Origin of the sequence: Aeromonas sp. 5HA1 (assembly GCF_029237245.1) — a bacterium.
In the GTDB taxonomy this organism is placed as follows: domain Bacteria; phylum Pseudomonadota; class Gammaproteobacteria; order Enterobacterales; family Aeromonadaceae; genus Aeromonas; species Aeromonas salmonicida.
The window spans coordinates 21,052-36,445 of sequence record NZ_JAACFW010000015.1; the positions used below are offsets into that span (position 1 = coordinate 21,052).

Annotated in this window: 19 protein-coding genes; 8 read left to right on the forward strand and 11 right to left on the reverse strand. The window is 58.7% G+C overall.

Features of this window, described 5'->3' with window-relative positions; translation table 11 throughout:
* Positions 1–2: 2 nt before the first annotated feature.
* On the reverse strand, positions 3–431 hold the full coding sequence (locus tag GWQ27_RS14180) for a DUF2753 family protein (RefSeq protein ID WP_005320494.1): 429 nt from the start codon (positions 429–431) through the stop codon (positions 3–5).
* 305 nt (positions 432–736) lie between these two features.
* On the opposite strand from GWQ27_RS14180, the gene GWQ27_RS14185 reads away from it, so the two are divergent.
* Positions 737–1,399 (forward strand): CatB-related O-acetyltransferase, encoded by a 663-nt coding sequence (locus tag GWQ27_RS14185; protein WP_275907610.1) that lies wholly within the window; start codon positions 737–739, stop codon positions 1,397–1,399.
* Positions 1,400–1,454: 55 nt separating this feature from the next.
* Here the strand turns inward: GWQ27_RS14185 and GWQ27_RS14190 are convergent, their stop codons facing one another.
* Positions 1,455–2,162, reverse strand: coding sequence for a ParB-like protein (locus tag GWQ27_RS14190; protein WP_265420626.1), 708 nt, complete (start codon positions 2,160–2,162; stop codon positions 1,455–1,457).
* Positions 2,163–2,343: 181 nt separating this feature from the next.
* On the opposite strand from GWQ27_RS14190, the gene GWQ27_RS14195 reads away from it, so the two are divergent.
* Entirely contained in the window at positions 2,344–3,948 is a 1,605-nt protein-coding gene (locus GWQ27_RS14195) for an ABC transporter substrate-binding protein (RefSeq protein WP_058395313.1), read from the forward strand.
* 109 nt (positions 3,949–4,057) lie between these two features.
* Entirely contained in the window at positions 4,058–4,357 is a 300-nt protein-coding gene (locus GWQ27_RS14200; protein ID WP_011899099.1) for a hypothetical protein, read from the forward strand.
* A gap of 68 nt (positions 4,358–4,425) precedes the next feature.
* Here GWQ27_RS14200 and GWQ27_RS14205 read toward each other — a convergent pair whose 3' ends face one another.
* The 5 genes from GWQ27_RS14205 to GWQ27_RS14225 form a co-directional block, all read right to left on the reverse strand.
* Positions 4,426–4,845, reverse strand: a complete 420-nt coding sequence (locus tag GWQ27_RS14205; protein ID WP_005320482.1) for a DUF4426 domain-containing protein — start codon at positions 4,843–4,845, stop codon at positions 4,426–4,428.
* 18 nt (positions 4,846–4,863) lie between these two features.
* Complete coding sequence (gene yggU, locus GWQ27_RS14210) at positions 4,864–5,163, reverse strand: DUF167 family protein YggU (RefSeq protein WP_005320479.1); 300 nt, start codon at positions 5,161–5,163, stop codon at positions 4,864–4,866.
* Entirely contained in the window at positions 5,163–5,714 is a 552-nt protein-coding gene (locus tag GWQ27_RS14215) for a YggT family protein (protein WP_275907611.1), read from the reverse strand. The genes yggU and GWQ27_RS14215 overlap by 1 nt, the downstream gene beginning before the upstream one ends.
* Positions 5,715–5,742: 28 nt before the next feature.
* A complete protein-coding gene (proC, locus tag GWQ27_RS14220; RefSeq protein ID WP_275907612.1) occupies positions 5,743–6,567 on the reverse strand; it encodes a pyrroline-5-carboxylate reductase in 825 nt (274 codons plus the stop codon).
* Between the two features lie 90 nt (positions 6,568–6,657).
* A complete protein-coding gene (locus GWQ27_RS14225) occupies positions 6,658–7,359 on the reverse strand; it encodes a YggS family pyridoxal phosphate-dependent enzyme (protein ID WP_059169416.1) in 702 nt (233 codons plus the stop codon).
* Positions 7,360–7,398: 39 nt separating this feature from the next.
* On the opposite strand from GWQ27_RS14225, the gene tapT reads away from it, so the two are divergent.
* The 3 genes from tapT to yaaA are packed head-to-tail and all read left to right on the forward strand — an operon-like array spanning position 7,399 to position 10,383.
* A complete protein-coding gene (gene tapT / locus GWQ27_RS14230; RefSeq protein ID WP_005320466.1) occupies positions 7,399–8,433 on the forward strand; it encodes a type IVa pilus ATPase TapT in 1,035 nt (344 codons plus the stop codon).
* A 35-nt stretch (positions 8,434–8,468) separates the two neighbouring features.
* Positions 8,469–9,578 (forward strand): type IVa pilus ATPase TapU, encoded by a 1,110-nt coding sequence (gene tapU / locus GWQ27_RS14235; RefSeq protein ID WP_087757149.1) that lies wholly within the window; start codon positions 8,469–8,471, stop codon positions 9,576–9,578.
* Positions 9,579–9,609: 31 nt separating this feature from the next.
* Positions 9,610–10,383, forward strand: a complete 774-nt coding sequence (yaaA, locus tag GWQ27_RS14240) for a peroxide stress protein YaaA (protein ID WP_169047363.1) — start codon at positions 9,610–9,612, stop codon at positions 10,381–10,383.
* A 188-nt stretch (positions 10,384–10,571) separates the two neighbouring features.
* On the opposite strand, the gene srmB is transcribed toward yaaA, so the two are convergent.
* Entirely contained in the window at positions 10,572–11,795 is a 1,224-nt protein-coding gene (srmB, locus tag GWQ27_RS14245; protein ID WP_005320462.1) for an ATP-dependent RNA helicase SrmB, read from the reverse strand.
* Between the two features lie 128 nt (positions 11,796–11,923).
* Between srmB and GWQ27_RS14250 the strand changes: the two genes are divergently transcribed.
* Both GWQ27_RS14250 and brnQ read left to right on the forward strand, forming a co-directional pair.
* Positions 11,924–12,634 (forward strand): methyltransferase, encoded by a 711-nt coding sequence (locus GWQ27_RS14250; RefSeq protein ID WP_275907613.1) that lies wholly within the window; start codon positions 11,924–11,926, stop codon positions 12,632–12,634.
* Between the two features lie 185 nt (positions 12,635–12,819).
* Positions 12,820–14,133: a branched-chain amino acid transport system II carrier protein gene (brnQ, locus tag GWQ27_RS14255; protein ID WP_265463165.1), complete on the forward strand. Its 1,314-nt coding sequence runs from the start codon at positions 12,820–12,822 to the stop codon at positions 14,131–14,133.
* Positions 14,134–14,208: 75 nt separating this feature from the next.
* Here the strand turns inward: brnQ and GWQ27_RS14260 are convergent, their stop codons facing one another.
* The 3 genes from GWQ27_RS14260 to zur are packed head-to-tail and all read right to left on the reverse strand — an operon-like array spanning position 14,209 to position 15,353.
* Entirely contained in the window at positions 14,209–14,439 is a 231-nt protein-coding gene (locus GWQ27_RS14260; protein WP_265463166.1) for a hypothetical protein, read from the reverse strand.
* A 4-nt stretch (positions 14,440–14,443) separates the two neighbouring features.
* Positions 14,444–14,905: a chemotaxis protein CheX gene (locus GWQ27_RS14265; RefSeq protein ID WP_005320452.1), complete on the reverse strand. Its 462-nt coding sequence runs from the start codon at positions 14,903–14,905 to the stop codon at positions 14,444–14,446.
* Positions 14,895–15,353 (reverse strand): zinc uptake transcriptional repressor Zur, encoded by a 459-nt coding sequence (gene zur / locus GWQ27_RS14270; protein ID WP_265463167.1) that lies wholly within the window; start codon positions 15,351–15,353, stop codon positions 14,895–14,897. The genes GWQ27_RS14265 and zur overlap by 11 nt, the downstream gene beginning before the upstream one ends.
* Positions 15,354–15,394: the final 41 nt, after the last annotated feature.

The following is a 15,394-nucleotide window of genomic DNA, read 5'->3' on the forward strand; positions in this document are numbered from 1 at the left end:
CCTCAGTTGAGACGAAAACGACCTATCAGCTCGCAGCCCTGTACCTTGTCCTGCAGCTGGATCAGTCGGGCGATCTCGGGATTGGGGTGGCGCTTGAGGAAGGAGATGAGCGCCGCCTGGCAGCAACCCAGCTCGCTGACAAGGGACTCGCACTCCCGGTTCGGGCACTGGGGCACCAGCGCCGTCACCAGCTCGGAGGCAAGCTTGAGGTAGCGCAGCTCATAGGCTGGCTCTTCCATGGCGCGCCAGAAATCCGCCAGTCGATGGCAGGTGGCCACCCGCATGCTGGCCAGCTCATCCAGATCATCGCTGGCCAGTTCGTACACTTCGGCAAGGGCTTGCTGATAGAGGCAAATAGCCGCACCCAGCGCCCCCGCGCCCAGTGCGTTTTCCGCCTCCAGCATGTAACGCTGCCAGATATGATGGGTCATGCTGATCTCCCGAGTCTATGGGTGGGATCCTTATCATGCCCAGTTGAGAATGAATATCAACCTGACCTTTTGTGCAGGATTTGACCAGCAAGGCGTTCAACCGGTTGGCATCGCCCTTCTCATGTCTTACCATCCGGCCCCATCATCTGGCCTCCACTGTCAGGATCCCCTTTTCATGTTGCGACCCCGTTTACCCCAGGCGCTCGGCTGCTCGACACTGTGCGTGCCCCGCCTGCTGGTCTGGATCTATTAGCTGCGCTCCTCGCGCCATTTATCCCTTTATCCATTGAACGAGGAACATAGCCATGAAGCACTGCCAACACTGGTCGCAGGTCGAGTACCTGCATCTGACGGTGACCAATCCCAACATCAGCCTCAAGGGGCAGCACAGCTACTACTCGGGGGCCTGGGACGGTCCTTTTGAAGAGGAGGCCGTGCGCTATCTGCACGGTGACAACTGGAGCCGATCACCCGACACCGGCTGGGAGCCGCTCTGGCACATAGACAGGCTCCATATCGGAGACTATGTGCAAATCGCCGCGGGCGTGAAGATCATCATGGGAGGCAACCACACCCACAACCCGGCGTTTATCAGCACCTATCCGTTTGCCGATCTGGATGCCCTCAAGCGCAGCTACCGCCCCGCCGGCGATACCCGTATCGGCAACGATGTCTGGATCGGGATGGACGCCATGATAATGCCGGGGGTCACTATCGGGGATGGCGCCATTATCGCCGCCCGCAGCCTGGTGACACAGGACGTGCCACCTTACTGCATGGTGGCGGGTACGCCCGCCAGGGTGATCCGCCAGCGCTTTACTGTGCAAGAAACAACACGGCTGCAAACGCTGGCCTGGTGGGACTGGCCGGATGAGCAGGTGCAAGCCCTGCTGCCGCTGATCCAGCAAGGAGAGGTGGCGCTGCTGGAACAGGCCGCCGCTCGCTGGCGCTCAGCCGAACAGGAGTAAAAACACGAGTAAGGGGCGCCCGGGCGCCCCTTACTCGACCTGCTGTTCCCCTGATTCAGCTGCCGCTGCGTGACTGGTTGACCCGACACTGCTTGCCGGGATAACCGGGCAGATCACTGGCCTTGCTGCTGCACGCCAACCGTTTGGCCTGATTGAGACGTTCCATCAAGCTGGCGCCATCGACCGGTAGCCAGTTCAGCTGCTGGCCGAGCCAGCTGGTCCAGGCAAACTCGACAAAATAGACCTGATCCCGCTTCTCGAAATAACCCGCATCCTGCAGCATGCCCGCCACAGTCCGGTAGGGGTAATCGGGCAAGTCGCCAATATGGGCAGGCAACTGCTCCGGTGTCAGAGGGGCGCCCTTCTCATCCTTGAGCCAGGCCCAGTGATTACCCTGCATCTGGCTCCAGAAGCTGGACTTGTCCTGCAGCCGCGCTATCACCTTGACCCTGGCCTGCTTCACCCCCAGTTGCCACAGCGCCTTGGTGAGGTGATGCCTGTCCACCAGCCAGTAGCCGCCATCCGGTGCTATGACGATGGGGATCTCTTTCTTTTTCATCACTTTATCAAGCTGCTTGGCACTTTTCCCCAGCAGCTTTGCTTGCGTGTTGTCGACCTGGATCTGGCCAACACCGCCCTGGGTCGGATGCAACTGATCTATGTTCACCTCGCACCAGCTGCCGACCTGCGTCTCGCGCTCACAAGGCGCCAGCGCCCAGGCGCCCTGACTGATGGCCAAGGCCAGCAGGATCCATGCTCTCATCCTTCACTCCTCTTCCCCTGACCGCAGATCAGCGGGTCAAGTTAGGTTCCATACCGTCCCTGAATTCCAGGGACTCACACTGGCGGTCTGACCAGCAAAGGGGATATCATGATTTCCCGTCTGCCGGCGATCATTTCTCGCCGAGTTTTCTCCCCGCTTCACACTATTTGAAGGATTAACCATGAAAGGATGGAGTCCCTTGCTGGCCCTGCTGGGTTGTGCCTGTGTCCAGGCCGCCGATGTTCCGCCCGGCACCCAACTCGCCGCCGAACAGGCCGTCGTGCGTCACCTGAAAGACGAACCGGCAAGCCTGAGCCCGCTCAAGCTGGTCGGCCTGCCCGAACTGCAGGTATTGCGAGACCTCTACGAGGGGCTGCTGACCCAGGGGCCGGATGGCAAGGTGCTGCCCGGCGTCGCGACGCGGTGGGACAACAAGGACAATCAGCAGTTTACCTTCCATTTGCGACCGGATGCACGCTGGTCCAACGGTGACAAGGTCAAGGCTGCCGACTTCGTCTACGGCTGGCGCAAGCTGGTTGATCCAAAGGAGGCCGCCACCTTCGCCTGGTTTGCCCAGCTGGCTCACTTCACCAAGGTGGACGAGATAGTGGCTGGCAAGCTGCCGCCCGAGGCGCTCGGGGTAAAAGCCCTCGACGAGCACACGCTGCAGGTGACCCTCTCCCAGCCTGTGCCCTATTTTCTGAGCCTGCTGACCCACCCCAGCCTGTCACCCCTGCATCAGGCAAGCATGGAACAGTACGGCAACCAGTGGACCCAGCCGGGCAAGCTGGTCGGCAACGGCGCCTTCGTGCTGAGCCAACGGGTGGTGAACGAGAAGCTGGAGTTGGCCCCCAATCCCCATTACTGGGACAGGGCTCATACAGTGCTGACCAAGGTCACCTTCGTCCCCATCAACCAGGAAACCGCTGCCACCAATCGCTACCTGGCAGGGGATCTGCACATCACGGAATCCTTCCCCAAGGAGCAGTATCACAAGCTGATGCAGCAGATCCCGGGTGAGGTCCATACCCCGGATCAACTCGGCACCTACTACTACGCCTTCAATACCCAGCTGCCACCGCTGAACGATGTGCGGGTGCGCAAGGCGCTCTCCTACACCATCGACCGCGGCCTCATTGCCGCCAAGGTACTGGGCACTGGCGAGAAACCGGCTTATCGCTTCACGCCGGATGTGACGGCCGATTTTGAACCCAAGGCCAACCTGCTCTCCAGCACCAGCCAGCAAGATCTCGATGCCAGGGCCAGAGCATTGCTGCAAGAGGCGGGCTATGGCCCGGCCAAGCCGCTCAAGCTGACCCTGCTTTACAACACCGCCGAAATCCACAAGAAAATGGCGCTGGCCATCGCCAACCTGTGGAAGCAGAAACTGGGGGCGCAAGTCGAGCTCACCAATCAGGAGTGGAAAACCTATCTCGACAGCCGCCAGAGCGGTCAGTTCGAGGTGATCCGTTCCTCCTGGGTGGCCGATTACAACGATCCTTCCGCCTTCCTCGGCCTGTGGGGCTCCCGGCACAGTGGCAACATGGCACGCTTCGCCAACGCACGCTATGACGAGATCCTGACTCAAGCAGCCAAGAGCCGGGATCCCGGTGAGCGAGCCCGCCTGTTCGACGAAGCCGAGTCCATCTTGCAAGATGAGGCGCCGATCGCCCCCATCTATCAGTACACCAATGCACGGCTGATCAAACCCTGGCTCAAGGGGTATCCCATCAACAACCCGGAAGACGTGGCCTATAGCCGCCAGCTCTACCTCATCAAGCACTGATCATGCGGGGGCCAGCCTGACTGGCCCCTATTCAGGGCTGTTCATGCTCACGTTTTAGGCATAAAATGCCGCCCTTTCCATCAACCCTCACTCTCTTATCCGGTTTGTTATGCGTTTCTTATTGATGATCCCCCTGCTGGTCACACTGCCTGCCCACGCTGCAAGCGAGTCACAATGCCGTCAGGCGTTCACGGACTGGATGCTGACCCAGCACCAGCAATTCAGCGATCGCAATGCCAGCAAGATGAAGCGACGCCTGGCCGAGCGGGCCATCGATCAGATGCGCGACGAATTTGCCAAGCAGGAGAGCTTCTGTCAGGCCATGGAGTGGGCGACGCATCACCAGGATCAGGACCCCCGCTTCAACCCGAGACCGGGGGAGATCCACGACTTCACGCCCGCCAGCTGAATCAGCCGAATGAAAAAGCCCCGAACCTGAGTTCGGGGCTTTTTCATTTATCGAACGAGACACTTGCCTCAGTCGACGTAGAAGGTCTGCTGGAAGGTGAGCGTCTGTTGCTGCCCCTCCCCCATGATCTTCAAGGTGAACTGGTAGGTATCCTGGTTGCGATAGGGCAGCACAGCCAGATAGTAGATGGCGTCCCCCTCCTTGACCTCCTGGAAGGTCAGGGTGCGCAGGGTGCCGGTGAGGTTCTTGGCCTCGCCCGTGATCCCCACCGCCTGTGCCACCCCTTGCTTGTTCTGCACAGCGATATTGATGATGCCGTTGTAGCGACTGCGCTCCAGACCGTAGGCCTTGGCCACGTCCGGAGTAAGGAAGCTGGAGTTGAAGGCGCTGTAGTGCACCTGCCAGGGCCCTAGCTCCTTCATTTGTTCCGCCCGCAGCGGTAACGTCATCAGCAGTGCCAGCAGGCAGCTTATCCAGGCTGTTTTCATGGTGTCATCCTTCTCGTGTTATCCCTGAGTCTCCAGCAGGGCATGGATCTCGGCGGGGATCTGCCTGGGCGACTCGATGGCAACCGTCTTGTGCCGTCCCAGCTCCCCGCGCACTATGCGAACCTGTCCCTTGGCCACCTTGAACTGCTTGGCCAGGTACTTGATCAAGTGGCTGTTGGCCTGGCCATCCACCGGCGGCGCCGTGATGGCCACTTTCAACTCGTCTCCGTGCAATCCGACGATCTGATCCCGGCTCGCCTTGGGCTGGATCATCAGATGCAATATCAGCTCATCCCCTTCCCGCAGGACGGCTGGCATCAAATCATCCACCACAGCTGGCCGAACAGATCACCCAGCAGATAGTTGATGGCCTGCAGCCCGATAAAGGCGACCAGCACGGAAAGATCCAGCCCGCCCAGAGCGGGCAGGATGCGGCGGATAGGGGCCAAGAAGGGCTCGGTCAGCTGGTGCATCACGTGTTCGATGGGGTTGCGACCCTGGCTGACCCAGCTCAGGATGGCGCGGATCAGCAGTACCCAGAAGATCATGGAACCCGATTTTTTCAGCACTGTCAGGGCGGCAAACAGGCTGATGGTGAGCCAGTCGGCCAGCAGCACGTTCATGCTCTTGAGCAGTGCCAGTTTGGCGAAGGCAATGATAATCGCCAGCAGCACCGAGGCCATGTCCACCCCACCGAAGCCAGGGATGACCCGGCGCAGCGGTATCACCAGCGGATTGGTCACCTTGACCACCATCTGGCTCATGGGGTTGTAGAAGTCGGCGCGGGCCCACTGCAACCAGACGCGCAGCAGCACCACCATGAGGTAGATATCAAAAATTGTGTTAATCAGAAAGTAAGCGGTGTTCATCTGAGCTCCAGCGGTAAGAGAAGAGTGTTCAGAAAAGAGTTTCCATCTCGGCAGCCCGTGCAACGGCTGCCTGCATGGCGTGAGCGGTCAGCGGCATCAGCCCCTGCTCCTGGAATGTCTTGATGGCCTCGGCTGTGGTGCCCCCCTTGCTGGTCACCTGCTCGCGCAGGGCTTGCAGCGACAAATCTGGATTCTGCTCCACCATGGCGGCGGCGCCAAGAGCTGTCTGCTGCACCAGCAGGCGGGCCTGCTCGGGGCTGAAGCCCATGGCCTCCGCTTCTTCGGCAATCGCCTGCATGAACAGGAAGAAGTAGGCAGGTGCACTGCCGGCCGCCGCTATCACGCCATTGATGCCGGACTCTTGCGTTGTCCAGAGGGTCTTGCCCACGGCCTGCATCATCTGCTCGGCAACGTCGCGATCGGCTTGCTCAATCCCGGGTGGGGCATAGAGACCCGTCATACCCAACCCCAATAGAGAAGGGGTATTGGGCATGGTGCGGATGATGCGAGCGTGACCGCCCGCCATCTCGCCAAGACGCGCCACCTTGATGCCGGCCGCGATGGAGATGAGCAGCTTGCCCTCAAGGGACCCCAGCTCACCGACCAGCGCACTCAGCATGCCCGCCATCAGCTGGGGCTTGACCGCCAGCACTATGACGTCGGCCTCGCGGGCCGCCTCGGCATTATTCTGGGTGATGCGAATGCCGTAGTCGCTGGCCAGCGCATCCAGCTTGGGGCGGCTGGGATTGGCGGCGATGATACGCTCGGCCGGATAACCCGCCTGGATCAGGCCGGCAATGATACTGCGGCTCATATTGCCTGCGCCGATAAAGGCGAGGATTCTCTGCTGCATCAAACACTCCTGTGGATGAAATGGCTGCAAACACCTGCACTGCCTGCACCGATAACGGCGAGGGTTCCATATTGCATCAGGTGGTCTTGCTTATGAATAGTCACGGGCACCGAAGATGGCGGTACCGACCCGCACCATGGTGCTGCCATGGGCGATGGCCAGTTCGAGATCCTCGGTCATCCCCATCGAGAGGGTATCGACGCTCGGGTATTGTTGCGCAAGCTCGGTGAACAGAGTCTGCATGCGCACCATCTGGGCAGCCAATACCGCTTCGTCACTGGTATGTTCCGGAATGGCCATCAGCCCCCGCAATACCAGCCTTTCACTGTGGGAGACCAGCTCGGCCAGCCGGAAAATCTCTTGCTCCGACGTTCCGGATTTGCTGCTCTCTCCGCTAATATTGATTTGCAGACAGATATTTAGCGGCGCCAACCCGGCTGGACGCTGGTTGTTGAGACGCTCGATCAGCTTGTCACGATCCACGCTCTGTACCCAGTCGAACCGTTCGGCCACCAGCCTGGACTTGTTCGATTGCAAGGGGCCGATAAAGTGCCACTCTATGTCTGTACAGACGGCTTGCTCGCGCAGTGTATCTATCTTGGTCGCCGCTTCCTGGGCATAGGACTCACCGAAGCGTCGCTGACCGGCGGCATAAGCTTCGCGAATGGCCTCAAGCGGCTTGGTTTTGCTGACCGCAAGCAGGTTGATGTGATCGACACAGCGATCCGCCTGGCGAGCGGCCTGTACAATACGTTCCTTTACCTGAAGCAGGTGCTGGGCAATCTGGCTCATATTTCGTTAGTGATCTTGTGATGGGAGAATGACAAGTCTATGGATATCACAGAGTTATTGGCTTTCAGTGTAAAGCATAAAGCCTCGGATCTACACCTCTCGGCCGGGGTTCCCCCGATGATCAGGGTTGATGGTGAGGTTCGCAAGATCAATTTGCCCGCCCTGGAACACAGGGAAGTGCATGCCCTCATTTACGACATCATGAACGACCACCAGCGCAAGGAACTGGAAGAGAACTTCGAGGTCGACTTCTCGTTCGAAGTCCCCAATCTGGCCCGCTTCCGGGTCAATGCCTTCCAGCAATCCCGCGGTTCGGGGGCCGTATTCCGTACCATCCCCAGCACGGTGCTGAGCCTGGAGGATCTCGATGCTCCCGAAATCTTCCGCAAGATCTCCGAATACCCGCGCGGCCTGGTACTGGTGACAGGGCCGACCGGCTCGGGCAAGTCCACCACACTGGCGGCCATGGTCAACTACATCAACGAGAACTTCCATCACCACATACTCACCATCGAAGACCCCATCGAATTCGTGCACGAGAACAAACGCTGTCTGGTGAACCAGCGGGAAGTTCACAGGGACACCAAGAGCTTCAGCAACGCCCTGCGCTCGGCACTGCGGGAAGACCCGGACATCATACTGGTGGGCGAGATGCGTGACCTCGAGACCATTCGTCTGGCCATGACTGCCGCCGAAACCGGCCACCTGGTATTTGGCACCCTGCACACCTCGTCGGCAGCCAAGACCATAGACCGTATCATCGACGTCTTCCCCGGTGCGGAGAAAGACATGGTGCGATCCATGCTCTCCGAATCCCTGCGGGCGGTTATCTCCCAGACCCTGCTCAAGCGCATTGGTGGCGGCCGGGTGGCGGCCCACGAGATCATGATGGGCATACCCGCTGTGCGCAACCTCATCCGTGAGGACAAGATCGCCCAGCTCTACTCCGTGATCCAGACCGGGATGACCCACGGCATGCAGACCATGGATCAGAGTCTCAAGCAGCTGGTCAGCCGTGGTGTGGTCGCCTCACTCGATGCCAAGGCCAAGGCGGTCGACCCCAATAGCGTGTAACCACAATGAAAAACGAATCTAAGGAAGGAGTCGTTATGAATCTGGATGCCCTGTTGGCCGAGCTGGTCGCACGCAAAGGCTCGGATCTGTTCATCACGGTTGGTACGCCCCCCACCCTCAAGATCAACGGGCATCTGTTCTCCCTCGGCAGCGAAGCGCTCGACAAGCAGAGCGCGCTGACCCTGGTCAGGGAAACGCTCAGCCCTGAGCATTTCGAGCGATACATCCGCACCAAAGAGGGCAACTACGCCATCCACCGCGAGGCATTGGGACGCTTTCGGGTGAGTGCCTTCTGGCAGCAGGAGCTGCCGGGCATGGTGGTGCGCCGTATCGAGACCCGCATTCCAACCTTCGACGAACTGACCCTGCCGCCCATCTTGCAGGAGGTGGCCATGGCCAAACGCGGCCTGGTGCTGTTCGTCGGTGCCACCGGAACGGGCAAGTCCACCACTCAGGCAGCCATGATCGGCTATCGCAACCAGAATGCGGATGGCCATATCCTGACGGTGGAAGATCCGGTGGAGTTCGTGCATCAGCACGGCCGCAGCCTGATCACCCAGCGGGAAGTGGGTATAGATACGGAATCATTCGATGTGGCGCTGAAGAGCTCCCTGCGCCAGGCACCTGACGTTATCCTCATCGGCGAGATCCGAAGCCAGGAAACCATGGAGTTCGCACTGCAATTTGCCGAGACAGGTCATCTTTGCCTCGCGACCCTGCACGCCAACAATGCCAACCAGGCGCTGGATCGCATCCTCCATCTGGTGCCGCAGGAGAAACACCGCCAGTTACTGTTCGATCTCTCCTTCAACCTGCGTGCCATCGTCGCCCAGCAACTGGTGCCAAGCCTGGATGGTCGCCGCCGCTTTGCGGCCTTTGAAGTGCTGCTCAACACGCCGCTCATCACGGATATCATCCGCAAAGGCGAGGTTCATCGTCTCAAGGAGGTGATGACCAAGTCCACCGAGCTTGGCATGCAGACCTTCGATCAGGCGCTGTTTACCCTGTTTTGTGCCGGCCAAATTGGCTACAGTGAGGCCCTTGCCCATGCCGACTCGGCCAACGACCTGCGACTGCTGATCAAACTGTCCGGCCGTGAGCAAATGGGTGCAGGCACACTCGACAACGTCACCCTGGATGAATGAGGGACGTGTGTCACCGCTATAAAGGATCGTTATGCTGATTGTGGTTTCACCGGCCAAGACGCTGGATTACGAGTCACCTCTGGTGACCCCCCGTTTCACCCAACCCCAATTGCTGGATCACTCGGCTGAGCTGATCACCCGGGCCCGCCAGCTGACACCGGACCAGATCGCCAGCCTGATGAAGATCAGCGACAAGCTGGCTGGCCTCAACGCCGCCCGTTTTGCCCAGTGGCAACCTGACTTCCATCCGGACAATGCCCGCCAGGCGCTGCTTGCGTTCAAGGGAGATGTCTACACAGGGCTTGCGGTAGAAGATTTCAGCGACGGGGATTTCGACTTTGCCCAGGCGCACCTTCGCATGCTCTCCGGCCTCTACGGCGTACTGCGCCCGCTCGATCTCATGATGCCCTATCGGCTGGAGATGGGGACCCGGCTCGATAACAGTCGCGGCAAGGACCTCTACCAGTTCTGGGGGGATGTGATTACCCAGCACATCAATGCAGCGCTGGCAGCGCAGGGGGACGAGGTGCTGATCAACTTGGCCTCTGACGAGTATTTCAAGTCGGTACGACCGAAAGCCCTGAAGGGCAGGATCGTCACCCCTGTGTTCAAGGACGAGAAGAATGGCCAGTTCAAGATCATCAGCTTCTACGCCAAGAAGGCACGCGGCATGATGGCCCGCCACATCATCAAACACAGGCTGACCGCGGTTGAGCAACTGACAGGTTTCAACGTCGATGGTTACTACTTCGTGCCAGAAGAGTCTGACGCTCATACCCTGATGTTTAAACGTGCCGAAAATTAATTACAGAAAGAGGGAACCAAATTCAGGATCCCCGGGTCTGAATACGTGAATCCTCTGTTGTAAGCACTTTTTATCAGCCGACGTCTATACGTCGGCTTTTTTCTGCGCGCGATTCCCGCGCTACTCCCCCATCCAGGATCCACTTGGCAAAACGGCCATCCGAGGATGGCCGTTGCTGCAGGTATGGCTTACTTCTTTTTCTTCTTGGCACTCTTCTTCTTGCCATCCTTCGGCTTTTTCTTCTTCACCGGCACTCGTGCTTCTTTGTGCTTGGGACGCAGCTCGTCGATCACCCGGCGCTTGAGACGCTCTTCGGTGTAACGCTCAATCTTGGCGACCATGCCCATGTCGTGAGCTTCCACCAGGCTGATGGCGCAACCACGGTTGCCGGCACGACCGGTACGGCCGATGCGGTGCACATAGACGTCTGTACCATAGGGCATGTCGTAGTTGATGACATGGCTGACGTTGGGCAGGTCAATCCCACGGGCGGCAACGTCGGTGGCAACGAGGAAGGGGACTTCCCCTGCATGGAACTTGCGGATCGACTCGACACGCTTGCTCTGTTCCATCTCGCCACGGATCCAGGCACATGGAATACCCGCAGCCTGCAATTGGCCTGAGAGTTCGGCCAGGCGCTCGCGGGTTCTGACGAAGACGATGGCTTTCTGGGTTTCCGGATCCTTGAGGATGTGGATCAACAGGGCCAGCTTGTGGGCGGCGTCATCGGCCAGATGTACCCACTGGGTAATTGGGCGACGTTCGCTGCGGGGCGGCTCGGCATGCAGCTCTACCGGCTCGTTGAGGATCTCGTTGGCAAACTTCTCCAGCCCGGCCCCTTCCAGGGTCGCAGAGAACAGCATGGTGTGCTTGCGATACCGCGCCTCCGCCACTATCCGATTCACATCCTTGACAAAACCCATGTCCAGCATGCGGTCCGCTTCATCCAGCACCAGCACTTCGATGTCATGGCTCTCGAACTCTTCTTTATCTATGTACTCGAGCAGACGGCCCGGAGTCGCGACCACTATGTCGGTGGTCTTGGTCAGGGCAGGCAGCTGCTCTTCGTGGCTGACGCCGCCAATGATGGTCTCGATGCTGAGGTTGGTGTGCACCGCCAGCGCCTTGGCGTGGGCAGTAACTTGCAACGCCAGCTCGCGGGTCGGAGTCAGGATCAGCATGCGGCACGGGCCCGGCTTGCGGCGCGGGAAATCCAGCAGATGTTGCAGGGCAGGCAGCACGAAGGCCGCCGTCTTGCCGGTACCGGTTGGAGCGGATGCCAGAATATCGCGGCCGTCCAGGGCTGGCTCCAACACCATCTGCTGGATGGTGGTCGGGCGGGTGAATCCCATCTCGGCCAAGGCCCGGTTGAGGGCTGGATGCAGGTCGAAATCATCAAAGGACTGGCTCATGGCAATACTCGGTCATTAAGGAAACGGCAGATTATAGGCGATTATGCCGTCGGCTCCTATGGTGACTGTGGCTTAGTCGCTATAATCGCCGACCATTTTGTGTGTAACTGGCATATGGCAGGGGTCAGATGGGACGAAACAGCGGCTTTACCTTCAAACAGTTTCACGTCGAGCACGGCCGCTGCGCCATGAAAGTCGGCACGGACGGCATACTGCTGGGCGCCTGGGCACCGGTGGCCGACACCCGCCGGGTGCTGGACATAGGTACCGGTAGCGGCCTGGTTGCACTCATGCTGGCCCAACGCAGCAGATCCGACTGCATCATAGATGCGGTGGAGCTGGATATGAATGCAGCGACTCAGGCCAGAGAGAATGTGGCGGCCTCCCCCTGGGCAACCCGGATCAACATCATGGAGGGCGCCATTCAGGATTATCAGGCGATCCCCTATGACCTCATCGTCTCCAACCCCCCCTACTTTGGGGCAGGCCAGTCGCTGCGCGACCCGGCAAGGGCACTGGCTCGACACACAGGCTCCCTCGACAGCCGGGATCTGCTGGCCGCATGCGATCGCTTGCTGACCCCTGTCGGACAAGTCGCGCTGGTGTTGCCGACCGCCATGGCCGATGAAATTTTATGCATCTCGGCAAATTATGATCTGCATGGGGTTTGTTATACAGCTGTTATCACCAGAGCTGGGAAAGAGGCAAATCGTGTTTTATTGCTACTTGGCAGAGGATTAAACAGGTGTGAGCAGGGTGAGATTGTGATCCATTCTGCTGGGGGAGCCTATTCCGACAGATACATCCAACTGACCCACCCCTTCTATTTGAAGATGTAAATTTCGTCTTGAACTATTTTTTCACGCCATTATGCTGACTCTCAAACGAGCGCCCGCTCCAGACCAGCTCAAACCACTGGTTGTGATGAAAAAACACGCGGGGCTCCTTTTTTTTACCCCTGAACAACGCCGGTCACTGACCAATAAAAAACTATAACAAGCAATAGTTTACAAGACAGACGAGGTTGAACTTGACGAAATCACTCACATTATCCGATGTACTCGGATTGGGCTTCATGACCTTTGCGTTCTATCTGGGCGCCGGTAACATCATTTTCCCGCCATTGGCAGGCTACATGGCAGGTGAGCACCTCTCCCTTGCCATGCTGGGCTTCCTGGTCACAGCCGTGGGCCTGCCCCTCATCACCATCATTGCCGTCGCCAAAGCGGGCAATGGCTGGGCTGGCATGACCAAGTTGCTGCCTGCCGGTCTGGCAACCGCACTGGCCGTGGCCATCTACATCATCATTGGCCCGGCTTTTGCTGCTCCCCGTACCGGTCTGGTGGCCTATGAAATGGGCCTCAAGCCCTTTATCGGTGATATGGGTCAAGCCGGTCTTGCCGCCTATACAGTGATCTTCTTCGGCATTGCCATACTGGTCTCCCTCAATCAGGGCAAGCTGATGGATAACATCGGCAAGTACCTGATGCCACTGCTGATGGTGCTGCTGCTGACCCTGGCCGTCGGCGTCTTCGTCGCGCCGCAAGGCACAATGCCAAGCGCCACCGGTGACTATCTCGAGGGCCCGTTCGTGAAGGGGATCCTGGAAGGCTACAACACCATGGATACCCTGGCTTCCCTGATGTTTGGCGCCCTCATCATCGATCTGTTGCGCCAGAAGGGGATCAACGACTACAAGAGCCAGTTCAAGTATCTGGCCATTGCGGGTGTTATCTCTGCCATCGGTCTGTCCGTGGTCTATATTTCCCTGTTCCAGCTGGGTAATACCGCAGCCGGGGTTGCCACCGACGTCAGCAATGGCGGCGCCATCGTGAACGCCTATGTGCTGAGCCTGTTCGGTCAACCGGGTCAGTTCATTCTGGCCGGCATCATCACCCTAGCTTGCTTCACTACCGCAGTGGGTCTCATCTCCGCCTGCTCCGACTTCTTCCACAATCTCACTGGCATGAGCTACAAGAAGCTGGTTGTCCTGCTGGGTACCATCTGCGCCATCGTCGCCAACGTGGGTCTGAGCCAACTTATCAGCCTCTCCATCCCTGTGCTGGTCGCCATCTATCCGGTCGCAGTGGCTCTGGTGCTGGTCACCTTCCTGAAGGGATACTTCGGGCGCCCTCGCCTGGTGTTCCGTGGCGTACTGCTGGTGGCATTCCTGTTCGGTTGCCTGGATGGTCTGGGTGCTGCCGGCATGAAGATGGATGCCTTTGCCTTCCTGCCACTGTTTGACAAGGGCCTGGCCTGGTTGCTGCCGACCCTGCTGGCCTGTGGCCTGGGCATGGCGGTGCGCTCCAGCGAGAAGCTGGCTGCCGAAGCCGCCTGACAACAATTTGTTCCGATATAAAAAGAGGCCAGCATATGCTGGCCTCTCTCTTTTCTCTGATCCGTCACCACAACATCAAAGCAGCGGGACTACCGGTTTGGGTTTGCCTTCCAGGCCATACCAGCGCGTCTCGATCCGACCGGCATGCCACTGAAACGTGCCCCAGGGCCTGTCTGCCTGCCAGCGCGGAAAACTCACCACCACCTTGTTGTCATCGTACTTGTAGAGCGAGGTGTTGATCTGGACATCAGACAATATGAGTAGCAAGACCCCGCCGATGACAAGCCATTTCAGCACTTTCCACATAGGATTACTCGAAACAGATTTCGATGGTGGCCCGACCGTAGTCTGACTCGAACGGCATCATGATTTTGGTGCCGTCGGCCCTGTGGGTAATAGTGTGGTTGGGGCCCGAAACTATGATGGGGGTCGCCATATCAAACTCGTAGCCCTTCTCTCCCAGCATGCGCTTGGCGCCGCCGGTCACCATGTTGGTGATCTCGCCCACCATGTCGGTCACTTCTTCGTTGATGGTCGCCGGAGCTTCACCCAGCATGCGGCGCATGATCTCCAGTGCCAGTCCCTTCTCGAAACTGATGGAGAGGGAACCCCGGGTCTGCGGACCGACCATGCCGATAAGACCAGAGACATCGCCGCGCGCCAGTTCGTCCATCTTGCGCTTGGGTTTCCCTGGTCTGAGCTCCAGCTGTGCCATGGTAGAAAGCACATTGAGCAGGGAAAGCAGGAATGGGTTTACAAAATCAGCCTTCATGATGACTTCCTACAGTGGGCGTACAGCGAGCACATTGTCCATGTGCCTCTATTGTCTTATTGGTAATAGTAAAACCATGCTGATGGGCCTGCTCGGAAAACGCGCTATCGATGGCAGTGTCATGAAGCTCTACCACATCCCCGCACTCGTCACAAATAAGCAACTGCATCGGATGGGCATGGTCAAAATGACAGCAGAATATGAAAGCGTTGAGCGACTCCACCTTGTGGGCAAAACCCTGCTCGAGCAAAAAATCGAGCGCTCGATAGACAGTCGGCGGCTTGGCATGAGCCTCGGTTTGCTGCAGTTGAGCCAGCAGATCATAGGCGCTAATGGCGTTGCCGTGGGCGGCCAGCAGAGTGAATACCTGGCGCCGGGTAGGGGTGAAGCGGATCCCGCGTTGTTCGCAGAGTCGTTCGGCTCGTTGTAAAAGTTGGTCTTGATTCATGATCACGCAAATACCCTTTCTATTAGCCGGATACTACCACA

Excerpts from the sequence above, each read along its gene's own strand:
- GWQ27_RS14200 (WP_011899099.1), top strand. The coding sequence starts at position 4,058 with ATGCGTTTCTTATTGATGATCCCCCTGCTGGTCACACTGCCTGCCCAC.
- proC (WP_275907612.1), bottom strand. The coding sequence starts at position 6,567 with ATGCAGCAGAGAATCCTCGCCTTTATCGGCGCAGGCAATATGAGCCGC.
- GWQ27_RS14225 (WP_059169416.1), bottom strand. The coding sequence starts at position 7,359 with ATGAGCCAGATTGCCCAGCACCTGCTTCAGGTAAAGGAACGTATTGTA.
- GWQ27_RS14215 (WP_275907611.1), bottom strand. The coding sequence starts at position 5,714 with ATGAACACCGCTTACTTTCTGATTAACACAATTTTTGATATCTACCTC.
- yggU (WP_005320479.1), bottom strand. The coding sequence starts at position 5,163 with ATGCCAGCCGTCCTGCGGGAAGGGGATGAGCTGATATTGCATCTGATG.
- tapU (WP_087757149.1), top strand. The coding sequence starts at position 8,469 with ATGAATCTGGATGCCCTGTTGGCCGAGCTGGTCGCACGCAAAGGCTCG.
- zur (WP_265463167.1), bottom strand. The coding sequence starts at position 15,353 with ATGAATCAAGACCAACTTTTACAACGAGCCGAACGACTCTGCGAACAA.
- GWQ27_RS14185 (WP_275907610.1), top strand. The coding sequence starts at position 737 with ATGAAGCACTGCCAACACTGGTCGCAGGTCGAGTACCTGCATCTGACG.
- GWQ27_RS14265 (WP_005320452.1), bottom strand. The coding sequence starts at position 14,905 with ATGAAGGCTGATTTTGTAAACCCATTCCTGCTTTCCCTGCTCAATGTG.
- srmB (WP_005320462.1), bottom strand. The coding sequence starts at position 11,795 with ATGAGCCAGTCCTTTGATGATTTCGACCTGCATCCAGCCCTCAACCGG.
- GWQ27_RS14180 (WP_005320494.1), bottom strand. The coding sequence starts at position 431 with ATGACCCATCATATCTGGCAGCGTTACATGCTGGAGGCGGAAAACGCA.
- GWQ27_RS14205 (WP_005320482.1), bottom strand. The coding sequence starts at position 4,845 with ATGAAAACAGCCTGGATAAGCTGCCTGCTGGCACTGCTGATGACGTTA.
- GWQ27_RS14190 (WP_265420626.1), bottom strand. The coding sequence starts at position 2,162 with ATGAGAGCATGGATCCTGCTGGCCTTGGCCATCAGTCAGGGCGCCTGG.
- GWQ27_RS14195 (WP_058395313.1), top strand. The coding sequence starts at position 2,344 with ATGAAAGGATGGAGTCCCTTGCTGGCCCTGCTGGGTTGTGCCTGTGTC.
- yaaA (WP_169047363.1), top strand. The coding sequence starts at position 9,610 with ATGCTGATTGTGGTTTCACCGGCCAAGACGCTGGATTACGAGTCACCT.
- GWQ27_RS14260 (WP_265463166.1), bottom strand. The coding sequence starts at position 14,439 with ATGTGGAAAGTGCTGAAATGGCTTGTCATCGGCGGGGTCTTGCTACTC.
- tapT (WP_005320466.1), top strand. The coding sequence starts at position 7,399 with ATGGATATCACAGAGTTATTGGCTTTCAGTGTAAAGCATAAAGCCTCG.
- GWQ27_RS14250 (WP_275907613.1), top strand. The coding sequence starts at position 11,924 with ATGGGACGAAACAGCGGCTTTACCTTCAAACAGTTTCACGTCGAGCAC.